The sequence below is a fragment of the Neptunitalea chrysea genome, from assembly GCF_027924145.1.
Lineage (GTDB): Bacteria > Bacteroidota > Bacteroidia > Flavobacteriales > Flavobacteriaceae > Neptunitalea > Neptunitalea chrysea.
The window spans coordinates 26,670-53,488 of sequence record NZ_BRVP01000001.1 but is presented as its reverse complement, the minus strand read 5'-3'; the positions used below and the strand labels follow the sequence as shown (position 1 = coordinate 53,488).

The following is a 26,819-nucleotide window of genomic DNA, read 5'->3' as shown; positions in this document are numbered from 1 at the left end:
CATATCAGGTATCGAAAAAATAAAGGACTTTTACAATGTAAAATAAAAACATAATTAAAATTAATTACTAACTACATAAAATTAATTAAAATGGGATTTAATCTTAAGCAATACGGAATTGAGGTAGAGACTATCTTTAGAAACAGTAGTGTACCAGTTCTATACGAACTAGGTTTGAGACTTGAAAAAGGAACTGCAATATCTGATGTAGGGGCTTTAATGACTTACTCAGGCGAAAAAACAGGAAGAAGCCCAAAAGATAAAAGAGTTGTTAAACATCCAGAGTCTGAAAATAATATCGACTGGGGTAATATCAACATCGCTTTAGAAGAAAGAGTATTTATGCTTAACCATGAAAGAGCTATTGACTACTTAAACATTAAAGATCACTTATATGTTGTAGATGCTTTTGCTGGTTGGGATCCAAAATATAGACTTAAAGTACGTATTATTTGTACAAGAGCATACCACGCATTATTTATGCAAAACATGCTTATTATGCCAACAGAAGAAGAGTTAGCTAACTTTGGAGAACCAGATTACGTAATCTTTAACGCTGGTGGTTTTAAAGCTAACAGTTATACAACTGGTATGACATCTAAAACTTCTGTAGATGTATCTTTAGAAAGAAAAGAAATTGTAATCTTAGGTACTGAGTACGCTGGTGAGATGAAAAAAGGTATCTTCTCTATCATGAACTACTTAATGCCATTAGAAGGTGTAATGCCAATGCACTGTTCTGCTAACGTAGGTGAAGAAGGAGATGTAACTATCTTATTCGGATTATCTGGTACTGGTAAAACAACTTTAAGTGCCGATCCTAAACGTAAATTAATCGGTGATGATGAGCACTGCTGGACAGATGAAGGTACTTTCAATATTGAAGGTGGATGTTATGCAAAAGCTATCGACTTATCTGCTGAAAAAGAACCAGACATCTTTAACGCTATCAAATTTGGTACTGTATTAGAAAACGTAGTGTATGATGAAGCTACAAGAGCAGTTGATTATACAGATGTATCTATCACTCAAAACACTAGAGCATCTTACCCTATTAACTATATTGAAAATGCACAAATACCATGTGTAGCTGGTCAACCTAAAAACATCATTTTCTTAACTTGTGATGCATTCGGTGTACTTCCTCCGGTTAGTAAATTAACTCCAGAGCAAGCTAGTTACCACTTTATCTCAGGATATACCGCTAAAGTTGCAGGTACTGAAATGGGAGTAACTGAACCAGAAGCTACATTTAGTGCATGTTTTGGAGCTGCTTTCATGATGTGGCACCCTAACAAATATGCTGAGTTATTAGCTCAAAAAATTAAAAAACAAGGTGTAACTGCTTGGTTAGTGAACACAGGATGGACTGGTGGAGCTTACGGTGTAGGTAGCAGAATGAAATTAAAATACACTCGTTCTATGATCGACGCTATCCACAACGGATCTTTTGAAAATGTAGAGTACGTTAAAGATGCAAGTTTTGGATTTGATATTCCAACTAGCTGTCCTGAAGTACCAGCTGAAATCTTAGTACCAGAAAACACTTGGGCTGATAAAGCTGCTTACAACAATACAAAAGGCAAATTAGTTTCTTTATTCCAGAAAAACTTCGAGCAATTTGCTAAAGGTGTAAATGAAGAAATTTTAGCAGCTGGTCCTAAAGACTTAGTAGACGCTTAAACTTTAAATAAATAGTTATAAATAAGATTGAAGTATAAGTTGTGTTAAAAATCAATCTCGTAAAGCCTCCTGTATTCCAGGAGGCTTTTTGGTTACATATATGAATCGATAAAATTATATATTACGGGCTATATAAGCATCTCCCCTATTATACCTACTAAAAAGCCAAATACTGCCCCTATAGAAGTGTTATAATTATTAGAAAGCTTACTTTCCGGAATTATATCCTGTATAAGCAGGTAAAGTATACAGTCGCCGGAAAAGGTCATTAGAATGGCTTTAACACGCTCATAATCCATTAATAAAAATGCCCTCCAAGCGAACCTATTACTCCACTAAAACTCAACAATAAAAATACAACCAATGTTTTACCTGTAGTAAAGCCACTTAACACCCAATCTCTAAATGAACTAAAAACCTCAGGTGAATTCTGCAACCCAATAAATACGGCAAGCAAAATACCTACGGAAGGTTTGGTAGCAAATGTAGCGCCTAATGGATATAGATTCTGGCACAAAATCCATCATCATAGCCAGTAAGGTAGCTATTCTACCTCCCTTAGAAGATAAATACCTATCTAAATACATAAAGAAGATAGCACCTACCAAAAATGAAATCGCCAACACATACACATTTAATGTTTCCATTCCAAATAACATTACACCCCCACCAAATTATATTAGACCATGGGTAATTTCATACTTAACACGGCTTTATTTTATATGATAATTAAAAACATTTGCTAATACACCTCCTAGTAAAACAGTAATACCGGAAAATCCGGCATATAAAATCATTGTTAGTAGCATAATAAATATAATAGAAATTGAAGTACCTAAATACAAGAAACAAAAAAGGCTATTCTAGAAAGAATAGCCTTTTTTAATTTTATTTGGTGGTTTTTAGTGGTGTAAAACTTCTTCACCATCCTGCAGAGGAACAGTTTGCGGAGCAAAATCCTGTCCAGGAATAACATACTCTCCATCCTCGCCGGTCTTAGAGTAGTCATAAGCCCATCTGTGTACTTCTGGTATTTCACCAGGCCAGTTACCGTGAATGTGCTCAACTGGTGTAGTCCATTCCAATGTATTTGATTTCCATGGATTTTGAACAGCTTTCTCTCCGTAGAACATACTCTTAAAGAAGTTGTATAAGAAGATTAACTGCGCTAAACCAGTAATGATAGCAAATACAGTAATTACCACGTTTGTATCTTGTAACTCATCAAATAATGGAAAGTTCGTATTATTATAATAACGTCTTGGTAAACCTGCTAGTCCAATAAAGTGCATTGGGAAGAATACCCCATATGCCCCAACAGCAGTAATCCAGAAGTGTAAATAACCTAAATTCTTATTCATCATTCTTCCAAACATTTTAGGATACCAGTGGTAAATACCGGCAAACATACCATATAAAGAAGAAACACCCATTACTAAGTGGAAGTGAGCCACTACGAAATACGTATCGTGTACGTTAATATCTAGCATACTATCTCCAAGAATAATACCTGTTAAACCACCGGTAATGAAAGTAGATACTAAACCGATAGAGAATAACATAGCAGGGTTAAACTGAAGATTACCTTTCCAAATAGTAGTAATGTAGTTAAATGCTTTTACCGCAGAAGGAATTGCAATTAATAAGGTTGTAAAAGTAAACACAGATCCTAAGAACGGATTCATACCCGAAACGAACATGTGGTGACCCCATACAATAGTTGATAAAAATGCAATTGCTAAAATAGATAATATCATAGCTCTGTAACCAAAGATAGGTTTACGAGAATTAGTTGCAATAATTTCAGAGGTAATACCCAATGCCGGTAATAATACAATATATACCTCTGGGTGACCTAAGAACCAAAATAAGTGCTCATATAATACAGGAGAACCACCTTGATAATGTAATGCTTCACCACCAATAAAGATATCAGATAAGAAGAAAGATGTTCCTAAACTTCTATCCATTATTAATAATAAAGCTGCTGATAATAATACAGGGAAAGAAACTACCCCTATTACAGCTGTAACAAACAACGCCCAAATTGTTAACGGAAGTCTAGTCATAGACATTCCTTTTGTACGTAAGTTTAATACAGTAACAATATAGTTTAACGATCCTAATAAAGAAGAAGCAATAAATATAGCCATAGATGTTAACCATAATGTCATCCCTAATCCAGAACCAGGTTGTGCAGCTTCTAAAGCAGATAACGGAGGATAAATTGTCCATCCTGCAGCAGCAGGCCCAGCTTCAATAAATAGAGAACCTACCATGATAACACTCGATAAAAAGAACATCCAATATGATAGCATGTTCATAAATCCAGATGCCATATCACGAGCACCAATTTGCAACGGAATTAATAAGTTACTAAAAGTACCACTCAATCCTTGTGTTAACACAAAGAATACCATAATAGTACCGTGAATGGTAACTAAGGCAAGGTAAATATTAGCATCCATAACACCTTCAGGTGCCCACTTACCAAGTAATACTTCAAAAATTTTGAAAGACTCTCCTGGCCAAGCTAATTGCATTCTGAAAAGTAAAGACATAGCAATACCAATAACCCCCATTAAAAGTCCGGTTATTAAATATTGTTTAGAGATCATCTTATGATCTTGACTAAAGATATACTTTGTTACAAAAGTTTCTTTATGATGTTCGTGTCCCGACATGATTTATGCTCTTCTGTTTAAGTTATAATATTTTAATTTCTTACTACTAGTTAACTCCCATAATTTCTGCTTCCTCATCAGAAACAATTACCTGAGCTAATGTATCATCTGTTTTGGTTTCTTCATCTAAGCCCATTGAGCTAGCAAATGTTTTTTGGGTAGCTAACCACTCGTTGTACTCTTCTTCAGTTTCAACAATAATTTTCATTTGCATATTATAGTGAGACTGCCCGCATATTTTGTTGCAAAGTAATAAGTAATCAAACTCATATGGGTCAGCATCTTCTCCTTTAGCTCTCTTGTCTGCTCTAATTTTATTAATACCATCTACTTTCTCTACAATACCATCATCTAAACGCATATCAGCAGTAGTTACCGTTGGAGTAAATGAAAATTGCGTAATCATACCAGGAACACAGTTCATTTGTGCTCTAAAGTGTGGCATGTAAGCAGAGTGTAATACGTCTTGAGAACGCATTTTAAAAACTACCTTTTTACCTACAGGCAAATGTAATTCTGTTGTAATTTTATCATCAGCAGCATACGGATCAGATTCATCTAAACCTAAGATATTAGCTTTCGCAATGTCAATTAACCTAACATTTGCTTTACCTAATACATTATCTGTACCTGCATATCTCGCTTTCCAGTTAAATTGCTGAGCATATAATTCAACAATAATTGGGTCATCATCCTCTGTAATCGTAGTAACATTCACCCAACTAAATAATCCGAAGATAATTAAACCCGCTAACGTTAATGCAGGTATAACAGACCAAATCATTTCTAATTTAGTGTTATCTGCAAAGAAAAGGGCTTTTTTACCTTTTTCTCCTCTGTATTTAAATGCGAAGTAATGTAATAATGCTTGCGTAATAAATTGTACTACAAAAATAAGTATAAAAGATATTGTCAATAACAAATCATAATTCTCACCATGTTCAGAAGCCGGAGTTCCTAATAAGAAACTACCCCACTTCCACATAGAGTAAATCATGAATACGTAAAGAAATATTAAGAAAGCAAACATTAAATAACCATTCAATTTGTTATCCTTATCATTTGCTATTTGCGACTTATCTGCACCTACCTGCGATAATTCGAAAATTTTAGACATCTGCCAAATGGCGATGGCAACTAGTACTACAACTATGATAGCTAATAAAGTAGTCATTCTATTCTTTGTTTACTTTAAATTATTAATAATGGAAATGTTTACTCTCTTCAATAAACGGATTACGCTTAGCCAACAACGGCACTTTAGTTAACGCTGTAAACACAACTAAAATAAATAATCCTAAGAAGAATAGTATACTTGCAATTTCAGGAATTCCAATAAACCACTGATCTCCAACCGTAGAAGGCATAATCATGTTATAAATATCTAAATAATGACCAAATAGTATAATACAACCAGTCATGATAATAAACCAGCTCTTACGTTTAAAATCACTATTCATTAATATTAATAACGGGAATAAGAAATTCAATGCAATCATACCGAAAAATGGTAATTGATAATCTCTGATTCTTTGCACAAAATATCCTACCTCTTCAGGTATGTTAGAATACCAGTATAACATAAATTGAGAGAACCATAAGTATGTCCAGAAGATACTAATACCAAACATAAACTTACCTAAATCATGAATATGACTATCGTTTACATATTCTAAGTATCCTTTAGATTTTAAATATAATGTAACAATTGCAATCATTGTAATACCAGATACAAACATACTAGCAAACACATACCACCCAAATAAGGTACTAAACCAGTGTGGTTCTACACTCATAATCCAATCCCAAGACATCATAGATTCTGTTACTAAAAAGAATACTAAGAAAATAGCAGAAGCTCTAAAGTTTTTCTTAAAGTAACTATCGTCCTCAGCAGTATCCTGAGCTATAGAGAATTTACGAGAGATTTGACGGTAAGCAACCCAACCACCAATATATACAACCGCTCTTATAATAAACGCAGTCATATTTAAGTAACTGCTTTTACCTTGTAACAAGTGATCGCTGTCTACAACTTCTTTGTTTGTCCAAATAAATAAATGGTGATCCCCTAGGTTAGCAACAACCCAAATAACAATCATCAAAACAGCACCCGGTAATAAGTATGCTGTAATACCCTCCATTACTCTAAACAATACAGGAGACCATCCTGCTTGAGCAGCACGATTAATGGCATAGAATGCCAATGTTCCTAAAGAGATCATCATAAAGAAAAATGCTGCAACGTATAAAGCTGCCCAAGGCTTATTTTGTAATTGACTAAAAACATGGTGTGCATGTTCTTTATCGTGTCCTGTGGCATGTACTTCGTGTGCCTCTTCTCCGTGATGTGCAGTTACCGCCTCTTCATGTTTTACCACATGCGTTTCGGCACCATGATCCTCATGGCTTGATGCTGCAATAATTTCCATGGCTTCTTCAGGTGTTCCAGGTGCACTTAAAAAACCATATACAATACCAAGAAGTCCAACAACCATTAAAATGATTGCCCCCATTCTTAATTTATTTGAAAACGTATACATATCTTTAATATATCTCTTTATTGTATTGTTTTATTTATTTCGTAACTCTAATACGTACTCTGCAACTTGCCAACGCTCTTCTTCATTAAGTTGCACAGCATAAGAACCCATCGAATTTAACCCGTAATAAATTACATGGTAAATACTACCTTCGGTTATATCTCTGTCTTTATAATTAGGTACCCCTAAAAACTTTTCTCTTTGTACTAAAGTACCTTGACCGTCACCTTTATCACCGTGACATATAGCGCAATAGATCGTATATAATTCAGCCGCCTTAGTAGCATCATATTTTACATCAAGACTATCAGCCATTAAAGGATTCACAAGATTAGCTTTTGCTAAATCATACCCTTCTGTGGTGTTTTCGTATTCGTAAGGTTTCCATCCTCTTTTAATGGTGTGAGCCGGTGGTAACTGCCCTTCTTTACCATTTGCGAAAGCGTCAGACTCTTGATAAGTCTCATAACTTACACCTTCGTACATGTTAGGGAAGTACTGATAATTTGGCTTCGAACTGTTAAAACAAGAGGTAACAGAGGCAGCTACTCCTAAAACAATTCCTAGTTTAATCAAGCTTTTCATATCCTGGTTTAATGCTTTTCTGTAACAATTACTTCAACTGCTCCTGTTTCTTCTAACAATGCAGTTAATTCACTTTCGTTATTATCTACCGCGATCTCCATTAAAAAGTGATCATCTGTAGTTCTTACGTCTGGGTTTTCTGCTTCTTTAAATGGCCATAACCTACTTCTCATATAAAAAGTGATTACCATTAAGTGAGCTCCAAAGAATACCGTTAATTCAAACATAATAGGCACAAATGCAGGCAAATTAGTTAAGAAACTAAAACTTGGTTTACCTCCAATATCTTGTGGCCAGTCAGCAATCATAATATATCCCATCAAGCTACTTGCTACAGCTAATCCAATACAACCGTAAATAAATGCAGCAACAGCAATTCTTGTATGAGGTAGTCCCATTGCCTTATCAAGTCCGTGAACCGGAAAAGGTGTGAAAATTTCCTCTATATGAAGCTCTTTTGCTTTAATTTTTTTCACTGCAGCCATTAAAACATCATCATCGTTATAGATGGCTTGTATAATTTTATTACTCATGATCGCCGTCTCTTAATTTTTTATATTTTTCACCAGATGATTTCAAAATAGATTTTACCTCTGCCTGTGCAATTACAGGGAATGTTCTAGAATATAATAAGAACAATACAAAGAAGAATCCAATAGTACCAACATAAATTCCTATATCTACAAATGTAGGAGAGAACATTGTCCATGATGATGGTAAAAAGTCTCTGTGCAATGAGGTAACAATAATAACGAAACGCTCAAACCACATCCCTACGTTTACTACAATAGAGATAAAGAACGAGAACATAATACTTGTTCTCAGTTTTTTGAACCACATAAACTGAGGTGAGAACACGTTACAAGACATCATCATGAAATATGCCCACCAGTAAGGTCCTGTAGCTCTGTTTAAGAACGCATATTGTTCGTATTCAACTCCTGAATACCATGCAATAAAGAGCTCTGTAATATAGGCACATCCAACAATAGATCCTGTAATCATAATTACAAGGTTCATCAACTCAATATGCTGTAGTGTAATGTATGCCTCTAGGTGACATACCTTTCTCATAATAATCAATAACGTGTTTACCATTGCAAATCCTGAGAAGATTGCCCCTGCAACAAAGTATGGAGGGAAAATGGTAGTATGCCAACCCGGAATAACCGAAGTTGCAAAGTCCATAGATACGATGGTGTGCACAGAAAGTACTAACGGAGTTGCTAAACCAGCAAGTACCAAAGATACTTCTTCAAAACGTTGCCAATCTTTAGCACGTCCACTCCATCCAAAACTAACAAGACTGTAAATTTTCTTTTGGAAAGGTTTTACTGCTCTATCTCTAAGCATTGCAAAGTCAGGAAGTAGACCTGTCCACCAGAACACTAAAGAAACAGACAAATAAGTAGAAATCGCAAATACATCCCAAAGCAACGGAGAGTTAAAGTTAACCCATAACGAACCGAATTGGTTTGGTATTGGCAATACCCAATATCCTAACCATGGACGTCCCATGTGAATAATTGGAAATAAACCTGCCTGAACTACCGAGAAAATTGTCATTGCCTCTGCAGAACGGTTAATAGCCATTCTCCACTTTTGACGGAATAATAAAAGTACTGCAGAAATAAGAGTTCCGGCGTGCCCGATACCTACCCACCATACAAAGTTGGTAATATCCCAGGCCCATCCAACAGTCTTATTCAATCCCCAAGTACCAATACCTGTGGAAACCGTGTAAATTATACATCCTAAACCCCACACAAAAGCTGCTAGTGATATTGAAAACACTATCCACCATTGTTTGTTTGCTCTTCCTTCTACAGGAGCAGCTACATCTACAGTTACATCGTGATAAGTTTTATCTCCTGTAACTAAGGGTCTACGTATAGGTGCTTCGTAATGCGACGCCATAATACTTTATAAATTGTTTCTTTATTAATAATTTGTTTAAGCTTCTTCTGTATTTCTAACTTTCACATGATAGAAAACATTTGGCTGTGTTCCTATATGCTCTAATAAGTGATACATTCTGTCGCTCTCTTTTAATTCTGCTATCTTACTTTCGTTGTCGTTGATATCTCCAAAAGTCATTGCTCCTGAGCTACAAGCCGCAGAACAAGCTGTTTGGAATTCACCGTCTTTAATTACTCTTCCGTCTCTCTTAGCATCTAAAATGGTCTTTTGTGTCATTTGAATACACATTGAACATTTTTCCATTACCCCTCTCGAACGAACAACTACATCTGGATTAAGTACCATTCTACCTAAATCATCATTCATGTGATAATCAAACGCATCGTTTTCATTATACAAGAACCAGTTAAATCTACGTACTTTATAAGGACAGTTGTTTGCACAGTAACGAGTACCTACACAACGGTTATAAGCCATATGGTTTTGACCTTGCTTACCATGTGATGTTGCCGCAACCGGACAAACAGTTTCACAAGGAGCATGGTTACAATGCTGACACATTACAGGTTGGAAAGCTACCTGAGGATTAACTCCAGGATGCTCTAACTCACCAAAAGTAGATAAAGACTCTCCTAATCCTGAAATATTTTCAACAACTTCAACATCTTCAATAAAAGTCTCTTCTGCCGAATAATATCTATCAATACGCAACCAGTGCATATCTCTTGATCTTCTCACCTCTGACTTACCAACTACAGGAACGTTGTTCTCGGCATGGCAAGCAATCACACAAGCACCACAACCCGTACAAGCATTTAAGTCAATAGATAAATTAAAGTGATGACCTATAGATCTATCAAAATCATCCCACAAACTAACTGTTGTAGAAGGAACTTCCTGATGATCTAAAGAAACCTGAGGTTGCGGATTCCAAACCTCTGGTTTTTCATCATTAAAAGTAGCTAATGTTGTATCTTTTAAGATATCACCTCTACCCATTAATGTATTGTGCAACTGAATACATGCAAACTCATGTGTTCCGTTAGCCTTTTCAAAAGAAACAGACTGCACATTATTAAAATCAGTGTAAAACTTAAACGCATTTACACCTGTTTTCATTTCTTCTTTAACACCAAGCTCTCTACCGTAACCAAACGATAAACCAACAGTTCCTTTGGCCTGCCCCGGTTGAATTAACACAGGAACATTTGTAATGGTTACTCCATTTACAGTAACATTGGCTAAATCTCCATCTAGTGCACCGTTATCAACATTCCAGTTTTCAAACTTACCTTTAGCATCATCAATAGAAATTGTTAAGTAGTTATCCCAAGATGTTCTGGTAATTGGATCAGGAAATTCTTGTAACCAAGGGTTATTAGCTTGTTGCCCGTCTCCCATACCTGTCTTAGCATACAATACCAATTCAAAACCACCAGGAACTGATGTTTTTGATAACTTTAAAGCTAATTCACCAGCACTAACACCAGACATCTCAACAGGCTCACCTTCCGGATCCATTTCCTCCAAAACTACAGGAGTTGAAGAAGTAAACACACCGTCATGTAAAGCTTGATTCCATCCTGAACCCCCTAAAATAGTATCAGTCCAGTTAGATTTTATATAATCATAGTAAGCAACATCACTACCCATCCATGTTAACAAGGCATCCTGAAACTGTAACGTATCAAATAATGGCTTGATAGTAGGCTGCATTAAACTATAATGACCTTTTTTAATTTCTACATCACCCCAAGACTCCAAGTAATGAGGAGTAGCAGCAACATAAGTAGTTTTAGTTGAAGTCTCATCCTCTTTCATAGAGAAAGCAACCGACAAACCAACTTTTTCTAAACCAGCAGCAAAACCTTCAGCATCCGCTAATGTATACATAGGATTAACACCCGCTGTAACCAATACTCCAACTTTACCAGCTTTCATATCAGCAATTAACGATGCCACTGCATTAGCATTACCAGAACGAACCTTTAATGGCGCTTCGGCATCAAACACCTCAGACTTACCTTCGTTCATTTCTAACACTAAAGATTGTGCTGTTACATCTTTTATCCCTGTAACAACAACCGCTTTACCTCCAGCAGCTTTATATGCCTTAGCCGCAGCTTTTACAGCTTCTTCTGCTTTCTCAGAAAGTGACCCTCCATAAGAAACACCAGTTACATAACCGTAAAACTTAGCCAATGCTATTTTAACCTCACTAGGCTTTAATGCAACTCTAACATCTGCATTAGCCCCTGTAAGACTCATATTAGATTCAAATTGGAAGTGCTTATTCATTTTTCCATGCGTAGGTACTTTTTTCTTAGCGTAACCGCTTTCGAAACCACCACCTTGCCAATCTCCTAAAATATCAGCACCAAATGAAATCACAACATCTGCTTTTGCAAAATCATAATCAGCCATGGCTCTTACACCATATTTAGCCTCAAATGCATTTAACGCAGCATCTTCAGATATTGCATCATACACAACATGCTTCACGCCACCAACACTCTCAGAAAACTCACTAATAAGCTTTGACGTAGATGGACTTGCAAAAGTTTGTGTTAAGAAAACAACTTCTTTACCTGCTGCTTTGGCATTCTTAATACCAGCTTTCACATCAGTATTTAAAGTTGCCCAGTCAGTACTATTACCTCCTTTTTTAGGACCCTGCACTCGCATACTATCATACATAGATAATACAGAAGCAACTACACGAGCATTAGCACTACTATTAACCGTCGCCTTATCATGATTGTTAATGAAAATTGGACGACCCTCTCTTGTTTTAACTAAAACACTTGCAAAGTCATACCCATCCGCAATCGTAGAAGCGTAGTAGTTAGCCACACCCGGACGAATTTCTTCCGGCTGCACAACATAAGGTATAGCGTGTTTAACAGGCCCTTCACACGCTGCTAAAGTAGCAGCTGCAGTACTAAACCCAACAAACTTTAAAAAATCTCTTCGTGTAGTTGAAGACGAATCCAAAGACTGCTTATCTCCTAAGAACTCATCTACAGGAATCTCATCTACAAACTCATTCTGTTTTAGTGTATCAACAATAGAGCTATCAGGATTTAACTCCTCAACACTTTTCCAGTATTTTTTGTTTGATGCCATGTTATATATAAAATTAGCTCTTTAACAATATTAATAGTGACACTTACCACATTCTAACCCACCCATCTCAGCAATAGTAAAATCTTTTCTACCATACTTTTTATAAAGTTGTTCGTGGATTTTCTCATAGTACTCATTACCTTCCATTTTCACATTTGTTTCACGGTGGCAGTTAATACACCATCCCATAGTAAGTGGCGCAAATTGCTCCATTACCTCAAATGTTTCTACAGGACCGTGACATTTCTGGCACTCAACTCCTGCTACAGTAACGTGTTGTGAGTGATTAAAGTAAGCAAAGTCTGGTAAGTTATGAATACGAACCCATTTAACAGGATCAGTCTCACCAGTATATTTCATATTTTCAGCATCCCAACCAGTTGCTTTATACAACTTTTGGATTTGCTCATCGTAAAATTCTTTTGAATGATCTGGTGTAGCCGTAGTCTCAGCTACTTCACTAATATTTTTATGACAGTTCATACAAACATTTAAAGAAGGAATACCAGAAGTTTTACTAACTCTTGCAGAAGAGTGACAGTATTTACAATCAATACCATTATCACCAGCGTGAATTCTGTGAGAGAAATGAATTGGCTGATTAGGCTTATACCCCTGATCAACACCCACCTGCATTAAGTAGCCATAAGCAAACCATGCAGACACCAACAATAACAATATCACAGAAACAATTACCAAGAATTGATTTTGAATAAACGCTTTCCATAACGGCAATCTCTTTTCACTTTCTTTCTGAAGTTCAATACCATTCGCCTCAGCAATTCTTCTTAATGTTTGATTAACCACATAAAGCATCGCAATCATTAACGCAAAACCAAGTGCTAAAGCAGCCAACACTATATTAGTATCAATACCACCCGAAGAACCTTCCCCTCCCCCTTCTCCTGACACAGTCGGCGGAACCGGTGGCGCAGGCTTAGGAGCCATTGTATAAGCAATAATATCATCTATCTCAGCTTCCGACAACTGCGGAAACGCTGTCATAGGCGTTTTATTAAACTCTTCAAATATCTTAACAGCATCAGCATCACCTGAAGCGATTAACGCACTACTATTGTGAATCCAACTGTACAACCATTCCTTATCATGCTTATCTCCCACACCTCTCAACGCAGGACCAGTCATTTTTTTATCCAAATTGTGACAAGCGGCACAATTGGTATTAAATAGTTTCTTTCCATTCACAGGATCACCAGCACCGACGCTTGCATCTGCAGTGGTTTCTGTAGCTGCTGCGGCTGTGTCAGTTTCTTGCGAAAAAACAGTGGTAGAAAATGCTAGCAGAAGTGCTAGACTTAACCCTAAAATACTCGAGGCTGAATTGCGGTGTTTCACCTTTTTCATATTAATAAATTGTATTATCAATCTAAATTTGGCACGATTTTTACAATGATAAAAATCATAGATTCGTGATGAACTGTGAGCAAAAATACAATATCAAGTTGAGTTAAGAAATGCTAAAGAAGCGTTAATTATTAATTTATATAGATTCTAAATAATAACAGTTTTAACCAACATCTTAAATATATTTTAATTTTGCACTATTAAGTATTCAATATGAGAATTTTAAGAATGAAAACGTTTTACTACATCCTATTCGGAACAGCCTTATCTACCCAGTTATGCACTGCACAAGATAGCATTCCTGAGTCAAAAAAAATTATAGAACAGAGTCCGGTTATCGAAAAACTAATAACCCTTAAAAAAAGCATCGGACCCAACGAGAGCTTCGATAAAATCTATACTGTACAGATTTTTAGCGGCAATAAACCCAATGCATTAGAAACCCTAAAGGAGGTTCGTGAAAATCATCCAGAATGGATTGTAGACATGTATTACGAGTACCCTAATTATAAAATAAAAATTGGCAAATACAGAAAGCGCTTAGAAGCCGACAAAGAACTTACAGCTATCAAAGAATTTTACCCAAATGCGTTTGTTATAAACCCAAAACAGTAAACTACTCAGAGGCAAACCCACGAAACATTTAGCAAGCATTGTACTTCTATTTCGAGACAAGTCTCAGCACATTTCATCTCAATTATTGAGTAAATAAAAAAAGCGGCTTTTTTACAAAAGCCGCTTTTTTTATTGTAACATTTATTTTAGAAGTTACTTGATTTTTTTCATCACAGCAACCTCCTGGAAAGCTTCTACTATATCACTTTCCTTAATGTCGTTATAGTTCTTAATCTGTAATCCACAATCATATCCTTTAGACACCTCTTTAACGTCATCTTTAAAACGTTTCAAGGAAGTCAACTCTCCGGTAAATATTACCACACCGTCTCTAATAAGACGTATTCTAGAGTTTCTGAAGATTTTACCATCCATAACCATACATCCGGCAATTGTACCTACTTTAGATATTTTGAATGTTTCACGTATTTCCGCAGTACCCGTAATCTCTTCTTTCATCTCTGGAGAAAGCATCCCCTCCATCGCATCTTTAAGATCGTTTATAGCGTCATAAATGATAGAATATGTTCTAATATCAATTTCTTCCTTATCTGCAATAGACCTAGCATTACCCATAGGCCTAACATTAAATCCGATAATAATTGCATCTGAAGCCGAAGCTAACAATACATCCGATTCCGTAATAGGCCCCACTGCCTTGTGAATAATATTCACCTGAATTTCCTCAGTAGACAATTTCTGGAACGAATCTGTTAATGCCTCAACCGATCCATCCACGTCACCTTTAAGTATAATATTCAACTCTTTAAAGTCGCCTAAAGCAATACGTCTACCAATTTCATCAAGGGTAATATGACGTTGCGTTCTAACCGATTGTTCACGCTGTAACTGAGTTCTTTTGGTAGCAATCTGTTTCGCTTCTTTTTCATCTTCAAAAACATTAAACTTATCACCTGCCTGCGGAGCACCATCTAAACCTAAAATAGATATCGGTGTAGAAGGCCCTGCCTCTTTAACTATATTACCACGCTCATCATGCATCGCTTTTACCTTACCGCTATGCTTACCAGCCAATACATAATCCCCTATTTTCAACGTACCCGACTGCACTAAGATAGTAGCTACATAACCTCTACCTTTATCTAGGAAAGCTTCTACTACAGTACCTGCCGAAGCCTTTTTAGGATTCGCCTTCAAGTCTAATATCTCAGCTTCTAACAACACTTTCTCAAGTAATTCAGAAACTCCTGTTCCCTTTTTAGCAGAAATATCGTGTGACTGAATACTACCACCCCAATCTTCCACTAGTAAATTCATACTAGCAAGTCTTTCTTTAATCTTATCAGGATTCGCAGTAGACTTATCAACCTTATTAATTGCAAATATCATAGGTACACCAGCTGCCTGCGCATGTGAAATAGCTTCTTTTGTTTGCGGCATGATATCATCATCTGCAGCAATTACAATAATAGCAATATCGGTTACCTGAGCACCTCTAGCACGCATCGCGGTAAACGCTTCGTGACCAGGTGTATCTAAGAATGTAATTTTCTGTCCACCTTCTAATTGTACCCCGTAAGCACCTATGTGCTGCGTAATACCACCACTTTCACCAGCAATTACATTTTCTTGACGAACATAATCTAACAACGATGTTTTACCGTGATCTACATGCCCCATTACTGTTACAATAGGAGCCCTAGCTACTAAATCTTCTTCTGCATCTGGCTCTTCCTGAATTGCCTCTTCAATATCAGCCGTTACAAATTCAACTTCATATCCAAACTCATCAGCAACAATAGAAAGCGTCTCTGCATCTAAACGCTGGTTCATGGTAACCATAATACCTAAAGACATACATGCTCCAATTACTTTATTAATTGGCACATCCATCATGGTGGCTACTTCTGCAACCGTAACAAACTCGGTTACTTTTAATAACTTACTTTCTGCTTGTTGTAATGCTAATACGTCTTCCGTTTTCTGACGGTGAGAATCTCTTTTTTCTCTACGATATTTAGCACCTTTATTTTTAGCACCCTTCCCTTGCAATTTTTCAAGGGTTTCACGTACTTGTTTTTGTACATCTTCCTCAGTCGGCTCTACTTTAGTAACAGGCTTAAATTTACTTACGCCACCTCTTCTAGGTTTGTTATTATTGTTATTAGGGCGCTGATTGTTATTATTACGGTTATTACCTCCGCTATTATTGGCGTTATTATTGCCATTACTATTGTTAGAATCTCCCGAAATTCTTCTACGTTTTGTTCTACGCTCTTTATTAGGACGGTTGTTATCCTTTTTATCTTTCGGATCTTCTTTCTTCTTTTTAGGCTTTTCAAACTTGGTAAGATCTATCTTCTCACCTACAAGCTTAGGACCTGAAAGCTTTTTATATTTTGTCTGAATTACTTCTGGTTCCTGATTTTCTGGAGTTTCATTATCAGGTTTTTCCGGTTGACGCGGTTGTTCTTTAGCCTTAGGAGATTCAGGCTTAGGAGTAAACTTTTTATCTTGTCTTACTTTATTAAACTGAGGCTTAGAATGAGGAGGTCTGTTTTGTGATGTCTCTTTAGAATCACGCTCTCTTTTAAAAGCAGTGTCCTTTTTAAAGATATTTTCTTTAACAAAAAGCTTACCTTCCTTTTTAACAACACCTGCTTCAGGTTTCTTTTCCTCTACCACTTTCTTTTCCTCAACCTTAGGCGCTTCTTCTGCTTTTGGAGCTTCTACTTTTAGAGCTTCTGCTTTTGGTTCTTCCGCTTTCGGGGCTTCTTGTACCACAGGCTCTTTCTCCTCTTTTTCTTCTTTCTCAGCTACCACGTTCGGCTTCGCTTCTACTTCAGGCTTAGCTACTTCTTTAACAGGCTCTTCTGCAGGCGCAGGCACTTCTTCTTTAGCCGCTTCTAAATCTATTTTACCAATAGTTTTAGGTCCGCTAAGTTGAACTCTTGCCTTCACCACCTCTTCCGACATTTTTCGTTTAAGCTCTTGCTCCTTCTCAAGCTCAATACGAATCGCCTCTTTCTCTTTTCGCTTTTCCTCGCCCACCTCTTTAGACGCAACTTTTTTACTCTTATCGGTTTGAAATCCCTGTTGCAAAATATCATATACTTCTCCTGATATTTTGGTAGTAGGACGTGCTTCGACCTCATGTCCCTTAGAGGTCAAAAACTCCACAGCACGGTCCAAAGAAATATTCAATTCCCTAAGTACTCTGTTAAGTCTAATTGTTTTGTTTTCAGACATATATTATTTTTTATTCCTCAATTTAATTTTGAAACCCGAAGAACCCTATGAGTGTTTACTCATCAAATTCCTCTCTCAGGATTCTAACAACTTCCTGAACAGTTTCTTCTTCTAGATCGGTTCTCTTAACCAAATCATCTACATCAAGCTCTAATACACTCTTTGCAGTATCTAAACCAATTTTCTTGAATTCTTCAACAATCCACATGTCGATTTCATCCGCAAACTCGGTTAACTCAACATCTTCTTCAACTCCTTCTCTATAAACATCAATCTCATAACCTGTTAAAAAGCCGGCCAATCTAATATTAAAACCACCTTTACCAATTGCTTTAGAAACTTCATCTGGCTGTAAATACACCTGAGCTCTTTTAGTTTCATCATTAATAGAAACTGAGTTTACTCTTGCAGGGCTTAACGCTCTTGTAATATATAATTGCGTGTTACCAGTATAATTAATAACATCAATATTTTCGTTCCCTAACTCTCTTACAATACCATGAATTCTAGATCCCTTCATACCCACACAAGCACCAACAGGATCAATTCTGTCATCATAAGAATCTACCGCTACTTTTGCTTTCTCTCCAGGAATCCTCACTACTTTCTTAACAGAAATTAATCCGTCAAAAATCTCAGGAATCTCTTGCTCAAATAACTTCTCTAAAAACACAGGAGAAGTTCTAGACATAATAATAGCAGGCTTACTACCTTTTAATTCAACACTATCAATAATACCTCTTACATTCTCTCCTTTTCTAAAGAAATCAGATGGTATTTGCTTATCTTTTGGCAATACAATTTCATTCCCTTCATCATCAAGCAAAATCACAACTCTATGTCTAATATGGTGCACCTCTGCAGTGTATATCTCACCAATTAAATCTTTAAATTGCTTATAGATGGTAGTATTATCATGTTCATGAATTTTAGAAATTAAGTTTTGACGCAAAGCCAAAATAGCTCTTCTTCCTAAATCTACCAACTTCACTTCTTCCGACACATCTTCACCAACCTCAAAATCAGGCTCAATCTTTCTTGCTTCGGTTAACTCTATTTCCTGATTCGGATCCTCAACCTCACCATCAGCAACTACTATACGGTTCCTCCATATTTCCAAATCCCCTTTATCAGGGTTTACAATAATATCGAAATTATCATCTGAACCATATTTTTTTCTAAGTGCGTTTCTGAAAACTTCTTCCAGAATTGCCATAAGTGTTACACGATCTATTAGTTTATCATCTTTAAACTCCGAAAACGAATCGATCAACGCAAGATTTTCCATGTCATGTCTTTAATTAAAATATTACCATCACTTTTGCTTCATGTATAGCATCAAAAGCTATTTCTTCTTTTCGCAAAACGGTCACCTTCCCTTTACCTACCGGTTTAGGTTCTCTAACCTTATATTCCAAAAAAATACTAGCATCATCTACATCGGTCAAAGTCCCCTCTGTTGATTTAGCACCACCAATAAGTTTCACCGATATTTTTCTACCAATATTTTTCACAAATTGCCTTTTTATTTTTAAAGGTTCTGAAATTCCGGCTGAAGCAACTTCCAGAGAAAAATCTTCCTCTTCCCTATCTAAATTATGTTCTATTTTACGGCTAACCTCAATGCAATCATTCAGAGAGACTCCATTATCACCGTCCAAAATTACATAAATTGCATTAGATGATGAAATAGTTAGGTCTATTAAAAACAAATCTTCCCTTGTTTTTAGTGCTTCTGCCAACAATTCTTCTACCTTTTCTCTAAACATATTCGAATTATTACTAATTAAAAGAGGGGACTCCCGTCCCCTCCAAATAACTTTATATTATTCTTTAGGCTGCAAATATAATACTTTTTTACGGTTATAATAAAGCAATTACGCAAATAATTCATACCTTTATAAGAAACCATATTATTTCAACTATTTATTCAAAAGATGAAGAAAATTTTAGTACCAACAGATTTTTCCGAACAGGCAGAGCATGCCCTTCAAACAGCAGCATCAATTGCTAAAAAGCATAACGCTGAACTTTACATACTCCATTTATTAGATTTACCTGTTCACTTACTAAGCACCGATAAAAATGAGCTACCGGAAGCTATTTTCTTCCTTAAACTAGCACATCAAAAATTCAATACCTTTTTAGACAAACCTTACCTTGAAGGACTTACTATTCACGAATTAGTTGAAGAAGACGAAATAACCACAGGCATCAACAGGGTTGCCGAGGAAAATAATATAGATATAATTGTTATTGGATCTAGTGGCGCTTCAGGTATTTCAGAAATCTTCGTAGGCTCTAACACAGAAAAAGTTGTAAGACATGCAAACATCCCAGTAATGGTTATTAAAAAACCAATTCTTGAGATTAACTTCAAACACATGGTGTACGCAAGTAGCTTTTTACACAACTACCACGAAAGCTTTAAGAAAGCAGTAGAAATGTCGAAGCAATTTGGCTACACCCTACACCTACTATACGTTAACACCCCCAATAACTTTAAAACTACACACGCTATTAAAGACCGTATAAACGAATTTTTAAACATAGCCGAAGTAACAGATTACACCGTTAATATTTACAATGACGAAACCATAGAAGAAGGCATCCTTAATTTTGCTAACAGCATTAATGCCGATTTACTAAGCGTAAGCACACACGGCAGAAGAGGCTTAGCACACTTCTTTAACGGAAGCCTGAGCGAAGATTTAGTAAACCACGCCATAAGACCCGTAATCACTTTAAAAATATAGGCTACCAAAAATAAAAAAACCTCTTAGAAAACTAAGAGGTTTTTTTGTTGGCCTACAAGGACTCGAACCTTGAACGACTGAACCAAAATCAGCTGTGTTACCAATTACACCATAGGCCAATGCTTTATTGCGGATGCAAAACTACAACAAATATCCAATTGAACAAGTTTTTAAGCAAAAAATTTGAATATTTTTTGAAATAAAATTTCAACCTACTTTTAGCCAATTAATTATCAATAAGAAAAGTCTTTTTATTTCTTAAAAAAATATTAATCTTTTTTTATCGTTTAAAAACCTGACGCAACTTTTATAATAATTAGTAAATTCGCCACAATTATATAAATATAAGAAAAAGAAACACTTCTATGTTCTCAAAAGACTTTAAAAAATGGAATACTATCATAGGATGGATAGTTTTTATTATAGCCTTCACTACATACGGACTTACCGTGGAACCTACAGCAAGCTTCTGGGATTGTGGAGAATACATACCTACTGCAGCTAAATTACAAGTAGGACACCCACCGGGAGCTCCGTTCTTCCAAATGATGGGAGCCTTTTTTGCTATGTTTGCTATTTCTAAAGAACATATTGCACTAATGGTCAACTATATGTCTGTTACCTCTAGTGCCTTTGCAATTCTTTTTATGTTTTGGAGTATTACAGGTATTTTAAAACAATTTATAACCAAAGAAACTGAAGAGTTTACAAACGCTAAAGCATTTGCTATTTTAGGAAGTGGTGTAGTTGGTGGTTTAGCATTAGCTTTTTCAGACAGTTTTTGGTTTAACGCCGTAGAAGCCGAGGTATATGCAATGGCTATCTTTATGATGTCGTTAATGTTTTGGCTTGGTCTTAAATGGACAGAAAATTTAGATTCTCCACGCGGAAGTAAATGGTTACTATTAATAGCACTTGTTATAGGGTTATCATTTGGGGTTCACTTTATGGCATTACTTACCATTCCGGCTATTGGAATGATGTACTTCTTTAAGTCGCACTTTGAGAAAAATGTAAAAAACTTTATCATAGCAAACATTGTTTCTATTGCTATTCTTTTATTTATTTTCAAATTACTATTACCATATACCTTATCCTTTTTCGGGTACTTAGAAGTTTTCTTTGTAAACTCTATAGGGCTTCCTTTCAATTCAGGAACTATTATTGCAGGGCTATTAATTATAGGAGGGTTCTACTACGGACTTTCATATTCTAGCAAAAAAGGCTTTGTAAATTTAAACACAGGTATCCTATGTACCATTTTTGTACTTATTGGTTTTTCTACCTGGTTAATGGTTCCTATTAGAGCCAATGCAAATACCGTAATTAACGAGAATGACCCATCGGATGCGCGTACCTTATTAGCCTATTACAACTTAGAGCAGTACCCTGAAACGCATTTATTCTACGGACCTATGTATTCTAACAAATACGCAGGATTAGATGAGAACCAACCGTATGTTGATGGTAAACCTAAATATGAGAAAAATGAAGTTTTAGGAAAATATGAAATTGTGAATCACTGGAAAGGTGAAATACAAAATGCAAATAGCAAACAAGAAGGATTACTACCTAGAATGTGGAGTGAAGAACATGCTGCCAATTATATGAAACTTACCGGCAAACTTGACTTTAACATTAATGCTGATTATGTTGAGAGTCCTGAACTGCAATCATTGGTACAAAGTTTTAAAAAGCAAGTAGCATCAGGTGAAATTTCTACCGACAACTATGAACAGTTTTTAAATGATTATAAAGACTATTTAGAAATAGAAAAACCATCTTTTGCCCAGAATATAGACTACTTCTTCAACTTTCAGATAGCCTACATGTATGTACGTTATTTTGGATGGAATTTTATTGGAAGAAAAGACGATATACAAGGTAAGTTAGACGACCATGGATCGGTATTAACGGGTATTAAATTTATTGATGAAATTTTCCACGGGTCACAAGACAACTTACCTAGCGATGTAGCCAACAACCCAGCTCGCAACACCTATTTCTTATTGCCATTAATTTTAGGACTTATAGGGGTATTCTATTTAGCTTCTAGAAGTCAGCAAAAGTTTTGGGTGCTTTTAATGCTATTTCTCTTTACAGGTATTGCCTTAAAGCTGTACCTAAATGAACGTCCTTTTGAACCTCGTGAACGTGATTATGCTTTAGTAGGATCGTTTTACGTATTCTGTATATGGATTGGTTTTGGTGTATATGCCCTTTTTGATGTATTTAGAGAAATGCTTTCTCCAAAAGCACTTTCACCTTTAGTAGTGGCGGTATGTTTCCTATCGGTACCAACCGTAATGGCATACCAAAACTGGGACGATCATGACCGTTCTAACAGATATACGGCACAATCTATGGCGAAATCGTATTTAGATTCGGTTCAAGAAGACGCCGGTGCGCTCCTCTTTACTATTGGAGATAATGACACCTTTGCATTATGGTACGCTCAGGAAATTGAGGAATATAGAACCGATATCAGAACTATTAACACCCAATTATTTGCTACTGCATGGTATATAGATCAAATGAAACGTAAAACGTACGAAAGTGAACCGATCCCTAGCAGCCTAAAGCATAGCCAATACAAATGGGGGACTCGTGATGCTATCTATTACCAACCCGTAAGTGAAACCGTTTCAAAGCAACGTTGGGATATCAAAAAATTCATGGAGTTTATTACCAGCGAAAACCCTAAATATAAAATGGGTTATGTACTTAATAATACAGCTAATATTCCTGAAAGTTTATTAGAAACAAACTACTACCCTACTAATAAGATTAGAGTTCCGGTTAATAAAGAAAATGTACTTAAGAGTGGATTAGTAAAACCTGAAGATGCCGACCTTATTGTAGATCATATTGACATTGACTTACCAAAATCTGCCATCGGAAAACACCGAATGATGATGTTAGATATACTAGCAAACAACGATTGGAAACGCCCTATTTACTTTACAGGTGGTAGTTTTGATGATCAGGAATACATTTGGATGAAGGACTATCTGCAACTTGACGGTATGGTTTACAAATTAGTGCCTATTGAAACTCCTATTGACAAAAACAACCCTTATGAAATGGGACGCATTGATAGCGACCTAATGTTTGATATTGTTAAGAAATGGGATTGGGGTAACTCTGGAGATCCTAATATTTACCTAGATCCTGAAACTAGAAGAAACAGTATTAACTATCGTGGTAACATAGCTCGCCTTGTTGAAACCTTAATTAATGAAAACAAAATAGACAAAGCTAAAGAGGCTATTGAAATTGCTATGAAGAATATGCCTGCTGATAGATTTGGTTATTACTTCTTACTAGATGCTTATATTGATGCTTATTACAAAGTAGGTGAAAAACAAAAAGCAAGAGACTTGTTTACCCAAGTAGCAAAACACTATCAAGAAGAATTAAAATACTATGCCACCCTTGACAATATAGCCATGAAGGAGGCAGAAAATGATATTAATTCTAGTGCCTACAGATACTCTTCTCTAATTGATATTATAGGTATGAATCAAGACATGGACTTCTTTAAAGAGGAAGCTACTAAATACAACGCGTATATGTCTAAATTCCCAATGGAAGAAGAACCAGAAGGACTAACATCAGAAGGTTTATTACAGGAGGGAGATAGTACTCAAACGAAGGATACCATTGAAAACATGAGTATCCCTGAGACTTCTACAGAAGCAACAGAGTAGCTTTAACTCTAAACTTTGTTAAAGAATAAAGAATACAATAAATAATTTTATAATTTTATAGCAGCAGGTTTAACCCTGCTGCTTTTTTTATGTTACTAGTAAAAACCCCAAAAATAATTAAGTTGCTATTCCAAAAATTGGTTTGGAATATCCCTGCCAACAAAAAAGTGGTATACCTTACTTTTGATGATGGCCCTACGAAAGAAATAACTGAATGGGTTTTAAAACAATTAGAACAATACCATGCAAAAGCCACCTTTTTTTGTATTGGTAAAAACATAACTGAAGAACCTGAAATCTTTAATAAGATTATCCATGCAGGTCATGCTATTGGAAACCACACCTACAATCACCTAAATGCTTGGAAAACTAATCAGAAAAATTACATGAATAATGTTTTACAGACAGAAGAGGTTATAAAAGAATATTATCCTGAATTTACAGAAAATCGAAAATTATTTAGACCTCCATACGGGAAATTTACACCCAGCCTCATCAAACGCTTGCGTAAAGAGTGTTACACGATTATAGCATGGGATATTATTAGCGAAGATTATGACACTACCTTAACTACAGAAAAAGTATACAACAATGTTGTAAACCACGTAGAACCGGGTAGTATTATTGTTTTTCATGATAGTAAAAAGGCCTTTAAAAATTTACATAACGTTTTACCCAAAGTGTTAGAACATCTAAGCAATAAAGGATATACCTTTAAAGCCATCTAACGTTATACAAACTCTTGCAATGTTAATGCAAGCATACTGGCATCTAAGTTTCCAGACTGCCTCCAAACCATTTCACCATTCTTATAGATGATATAGGTTGGTACTACCGTAATCTTAAGCGCCTCGATTAGCTCCTGATTCTTTTCCACATTAATTTTAATAATCTTAGCATTATCACCCATTGTGGTAGCCACATCTAACAGCACAGGATGATTGGTGGACTCCGTACCTAAATGTGCATAGAAATCAAATAACACCGGAACTGTAACATCTATTAAATCTCCAAATTTCGACATAGATCTATAAGTTTATCTGTTAGCTATAATAAAATTACTAAATTATATTTAATGCACTACAACATTCAAAGAAACAGTTAATACACTCCCAAATCTACTATAACACTCTAGACATAACCTTAATACAATCATTAGCATCTAATTCTACCAGTATTTACAGTATCTACAAAAGTTACCTCATATTCAGCAGCACCGGAGCCGATAAAAACACCCTAAACTGTTGGAGTCTCAAAATAACATCTATTCAAACACATCTCGATTAGCAACTACAAACCAACCTAGACCTAAAGAATCATATATCTAAAGAGATACACAGTATCAAAACTAGAGCAATTATTTACACTAACTTCTTCTTAAGTTTTATCACAGTAACTTCTGGCCATATACCAACTCTACCCGGAAAAGCAAGATAACCAAACCCTCTATTTACATTCAGAAATTCCCCATTACTTTCATAAATACCTGCCCAATGCTTATACCTCCACTTTGATGGACTCCATTTAATCCAACCTGGAATTTCTATACCAAATTGCATACCATGGGTATGCCCAGATAAGGTAATATGAAAATGATCTTCATCAGGTAGCACTTTTTCTTCCCAATGCGTCGGATCGTGACTCATTACTATTTTAAAATCATCTTTAGAAACGCCTTGCTTAGCTTTTTGCAAATCCCCAGCTTTCTTAAAATGACCGCCTCCCCAATTCTCTACACCAACCAACGCTATACGTTGTCCGTCTTTTTCTAAAAACCTATTTTCATTCAACAGCAAATCAAAACCCATAGATTTTTGTCTGCCTTTCAAATCCTCTAAGTTGGCTACTTTTTGCTCCTCTGTTTCCCACTCTACATAATCTCCGTAATCATGATTACCCAGTACAGAATACTTCCCGTCTTTAGCGTACAACCCAGCAAAAACATCCATCCAGCCATCAAGCTCATCAGCTTTATTGTTTACCATATCACCGGTAAATAGCAACACATCACTTTGCTGCTCGTTTATTAAATCAATTCCGTATTGTATTTTTTCTTTATTATCAAAACTACCACAGTGAATATCGCTCACCTGAGTAATGGTATATCCGTCAAATGCTTCTGGTAAATCATCAAACTCCAAAGTATAAGACAACACTTTATAATTATACTTCCCCCTGTACATTCCATATAACATAGAAGCAAAAGGTACAGCTGCTATACCTAACAACATATTTTTCACAAAAGCTCTTCTATCCGGCATTGTAAAAACCTCATCACTCCCAAACAAACGTTTATATCCACCAATAAAAAATCGTATTAGAGTCTCACTTGAAAAAAACAACAAAAAGAACACTTTGAATACTATAAAAGAGATAAAGAATCCTATAGCATAGCTTTTAGAAACCGACAATACTCTTCCCCCCTCATCATTAATTACAAAAAACCGAACAATTAAGTTGCCTATAATAACTGCCGACACAAATAGGTATACATACGGCCAAAAAGAACGCCCTGTTCCTCTTAACACTCTAAAAACATAAACATCTATTAGCACATAAAGCGCTAACATCACAATAAAAATAAATCGCATAATTTGTATTTGTCAATTACAAAAATAAGGG

At 35.8% G+C, this 26,819-nt stretch carries 19 protein-coding genes and 1 tRNA gene; 5 read left to right on the top strand and 15 right to left on the bottom strand.

Annotated features, from left to right (window positions below; all coding sequences use genetic code 11):
- The first annotated feature begins 90 nt into the window (after positions 1-90).
- Entirely contained in the window at positions 91-1,683 is a 1,593-nt protein-coding gene (pckA, locus tag NBRC110019_RS00215; protein WP_281751108.1) for a phosphoenolpyruvate carboxykinase (ATP), read from the top strand.
- 419 nt (positions 1,684-2,102) lie between these two features.
- Here pckA and NBRC110019_RS00210 read toward each other — a convergent pair whose 3' ends face one another.
- The 9 genes from NBRC110019_RS00210 to NBRC110019_RS00170 all read right to left on the bottom strand — a co-directional run bounded on the left by NBRC110019_RS00210 (position 2,103) and on the right by NBRC110019_RS00170 (position 13,906).
- Positions 2,103-2,330, bottom strand: coding sequence for a hypothetical protein (locus NBRC110019_RS00210; RefSeq protein WP_281751106.1), 228 nt, complete (start codon positions 2,328-2,330; stop codon positions 2,103-2,105).
- A 255-nt stretch (positions 2,331-2,585) separates the two neighbouring features.
- The gene (locus NBRC110019_RS00205) at positions 2,586-4,367 is read right to left on the bottom strand and encodes a cytochrome c oxidase subunit I (RefSeq protein WP_281751103.1); all 1,782 of its coding nucleotides are present in this window, start codon (positions 4,365-4,367) and stop codon (positions 2,586-2,588) included.
- A 46-nt stretch (positions 4,368-4,413) separates the two neighbouring features.
- Positions 4,414-5,541: a cytochrome c oxidase subunit II gene (locus tag NBRC110019_RS00200; protein WP_281751101.1), complete on the bottom strand. Its 1,128-nt coding sequence runs from the start codon at positions 5,539-5,541 to the stop codon at positions 4,414-4,416.
- 25 nt (positions 5,542-5,566) lie between these two features.
- Complete coding sequence (locus NBRC110019_RS00195; RefSeq protein ID WP_281751099.1) at positions 5,567-6,910, bottom strand: quinol:cytochrome C oxidoreductase; 1,344 nt, start codon at positions 6,908-6,910, stop codon at positions 5,567-5,569.
- A gap of 30 nt (positions 6,911-6,940) precedes the next feature.
- The gene (locus NBRC110019_RS00190) at positions 6,941-7,495 is read right to left on the bottom strand and encodes a c-type cytochrome (RefSeq protein WP_281751097.1); all 555 of its coding nucleotides are present in this window, start codon (positions 7,493-7,495) and stop codon (positions 6,941-6,943) included.
- Positions 7,496-7,503: 8 nt separating this feature from the next.
- The gene (locus NBRC110019_RS00185; RefSeq protein ID WP_281751095.1) at positions 7,504-8,028 is read right to left on the bottom strand and encodes a DUF3341 domain-containing protein; all 525 of its coding nucleotides are present in this window, start codon (positions 8,026-8,028) and stop codon (positions 7,504-7,506) included.
- The gene (nrfD, locus tag NBRC110019_RS00180; protein WP_281751092.1) at positions 8,021-9,412 is read right to left on the bottom strand and encodes an NrfD/PsrC family molybdoenzyme membrane anchor subunit; all 1,392 of its coding nucleotides are present in this window, start codon (positions 9,410-9,412) and stop codon (positions 8,021-8,023) included. Before nrfD ends, NBRC110019_RS00185 begins: the two co-directional genes overlap by 8 nt.
- A 36-nt stretch (positions 9,413-9,448) precedes the next feature.
- Positions 9,449-12,541: a TAT-variant-translocated molybdopterin oxidoreductase gene (locus NBRC110019_RS00175; RefSeq protein ID WP_281751090.1), complete on the bottom strand. Its 3,093-nt coding sequence runs from the start codon at positions 12,539-12,541 to the stop codon at positions 9,449-9,451.
- A gap of 30 nt (positions 12,542-12,571) precedes the next feature.
- On the bottom strand, positions 12,572-13,906 hold the full coding sequence (locus tag NBRC110019_RS00170) for a c-type cytochrome (RefSeq protein WP_281751088.1): 1,335 nt from the start codon (positions 13,904-13,906) through the stop codon (positions 12,572-12,574).
- Positions 13,907-14,119: 213 nt separating this feature from the next.
- On the opposite strand from NBRC110019_RS00170, the gene NBRC110019_RS00165 reads away from it, so the two are divergent.
- Entirely contained in the window at positions 14,120-14,521 is a 402-nt protein-coding gene (locus NBRC110019_RS00165; protein WP_281751086.1) for an SPOR domain-containing protein, read from the top strand.
- Between the two features lie 153 nt (positions 14,522-14,674).
- Here NBRC110019_RS00165 and infB read toward each other — a convergent pair whose 3' ends face one another.
- From infB to rimP, 3 genes are read right to left on the bottom strand one after another with little or no spacing between them, the layout of a single operon-like run.
- Positions 14,675-17,731: a translation initiation factor IF-2 gene (infB, locus tag NBRC110019_RS00160; RefSeq protein WP_281751083.1), complete on the bottom strand. Its 3,057-nt coding sequence runs from the start codon at positions 17,729-17,731 to the stop codon at positions 14,675-14,677.
- A gap of 55 nt (positions 17,732-17,786) precedes the next feature.
- Positions 17,787-19,019, bottom strand: coding sequence for a transcription termination factor NusA (gene nusA, locus NBRC110019_RS00155; protein ID WP_281751081.1), 1,233 nt, complete (start codon positions 19,017-19,019; stop codon positions 17,787-17,789).
- A gap of 13 nt (positions 19,020-19,032) precedes the next feature.
- Positions 19,033-19,500 carry a ribosome assembly cofactor RimP gene (gene rimP / locus NBRC110019_RS00150; protein WP_281751079.1) on the bottom strand — a complete coding sequence of 156 codons (468 nt, stop codon included), beginning with the start codon at positions 19,498-19,500 and terminating at the stop codon, positions 19,033-19,035.
- A 168-nt stretch (positions 19,501-19,668) separates the two neighbouring features.
- Between rimP and NBRC110019_RS00145 the strand changes: the two genes are divergently transcribed.
- Complete coding sequence (locus tag NBRC110019_RS00145; RefSeq protein WP_281751077.1) at positions 19,669-20,487, top strand: universal stress protein; 819 nt, start codon at positions 19,669-19,671, stop codon at positions 20,485-20,487.
- Between the two features lie 47 nt (positions 20,488-20,534).
- On the opposite strand, the gene NBRC110019_RS00140 is transcribed toward NBRC110019_RS00145, so the two are convergent.
- Positions 20,535-20,606: transfer RNA gene (locus tag NBRC110019_RS00140), tRNA-Gln, on the bottom strand.
- A gap of 246 nt (positions 20,607-20,852) precedes the next feature.
- Here NBRC110019_RS00140 and NBRC110019_RS00135 point away from each other — a divergent pair.
- Both NBRC110019_RS00135 and NBRC110019_RS00130 read left to right on the top strand, forming a co-directional pair.
- Entirely contained in the window at positions 20,853-24,197 is a 3,345-nt protein-coding gene (locus NBRC110019_RS00135) for a glycosyltransferase family 117 protein (protein ID WP_281751076.1), read from the top strand.
- A gap of 89 nt (positions 24,198-24,286) precedes the next feature.
- Positions 24,287-24,925 carry a polysaccharide deacetylase family protein gene (locus NBRC110019_RS00130; protein WP_281751073.1) on the top strand — a complete coding sequence of 213 codons (639 nt, stop codon included), beginning with the start codon at positions 24,287-24,289 and terminating at the stop codon, positions 24,923-24,925.
- A gap of 2 nt (positions 24,926-24,927) precedes the next feature.
- Here NBRC110019_RS00130 and NBRC110019_RS00125 read toward each other — a convergent pair whose 3' ends face one another.
- Together NBRC110019_RS00125 and NBRC110019_RS00120 are read right to left on the bottom strand one after the other, a co-directional pair.
- Positions 24,928-25,221 carry a thioredoxin family protein gene (locus tag NBRC110019_RS00125; protein WP_281751071.1) on the bottom strand — a complete coding sequence of 98 codons (294 nt, stop codon included), beginning with the start codon at positions 25,219-25,221 and terminating at the stop codon, positions 24,928-24,930.
- 337 nt (positions 25,222-25,558) lie between these two features.
- The gene (locus NBRC110019_RS00120) at positions 25,559-26,788 is read right to left on the bottom strand and encodes a metallophosphoesterase (RefSeq protein WP_281751069.1); all 1,230 of its coding nucleotides are present in this window, start codon (positions 26,786-26,788) and stop codon (positions 25,559-25,561) included.
- Positions 26,789-26,819: the final 31 nt, after the last annotated feature.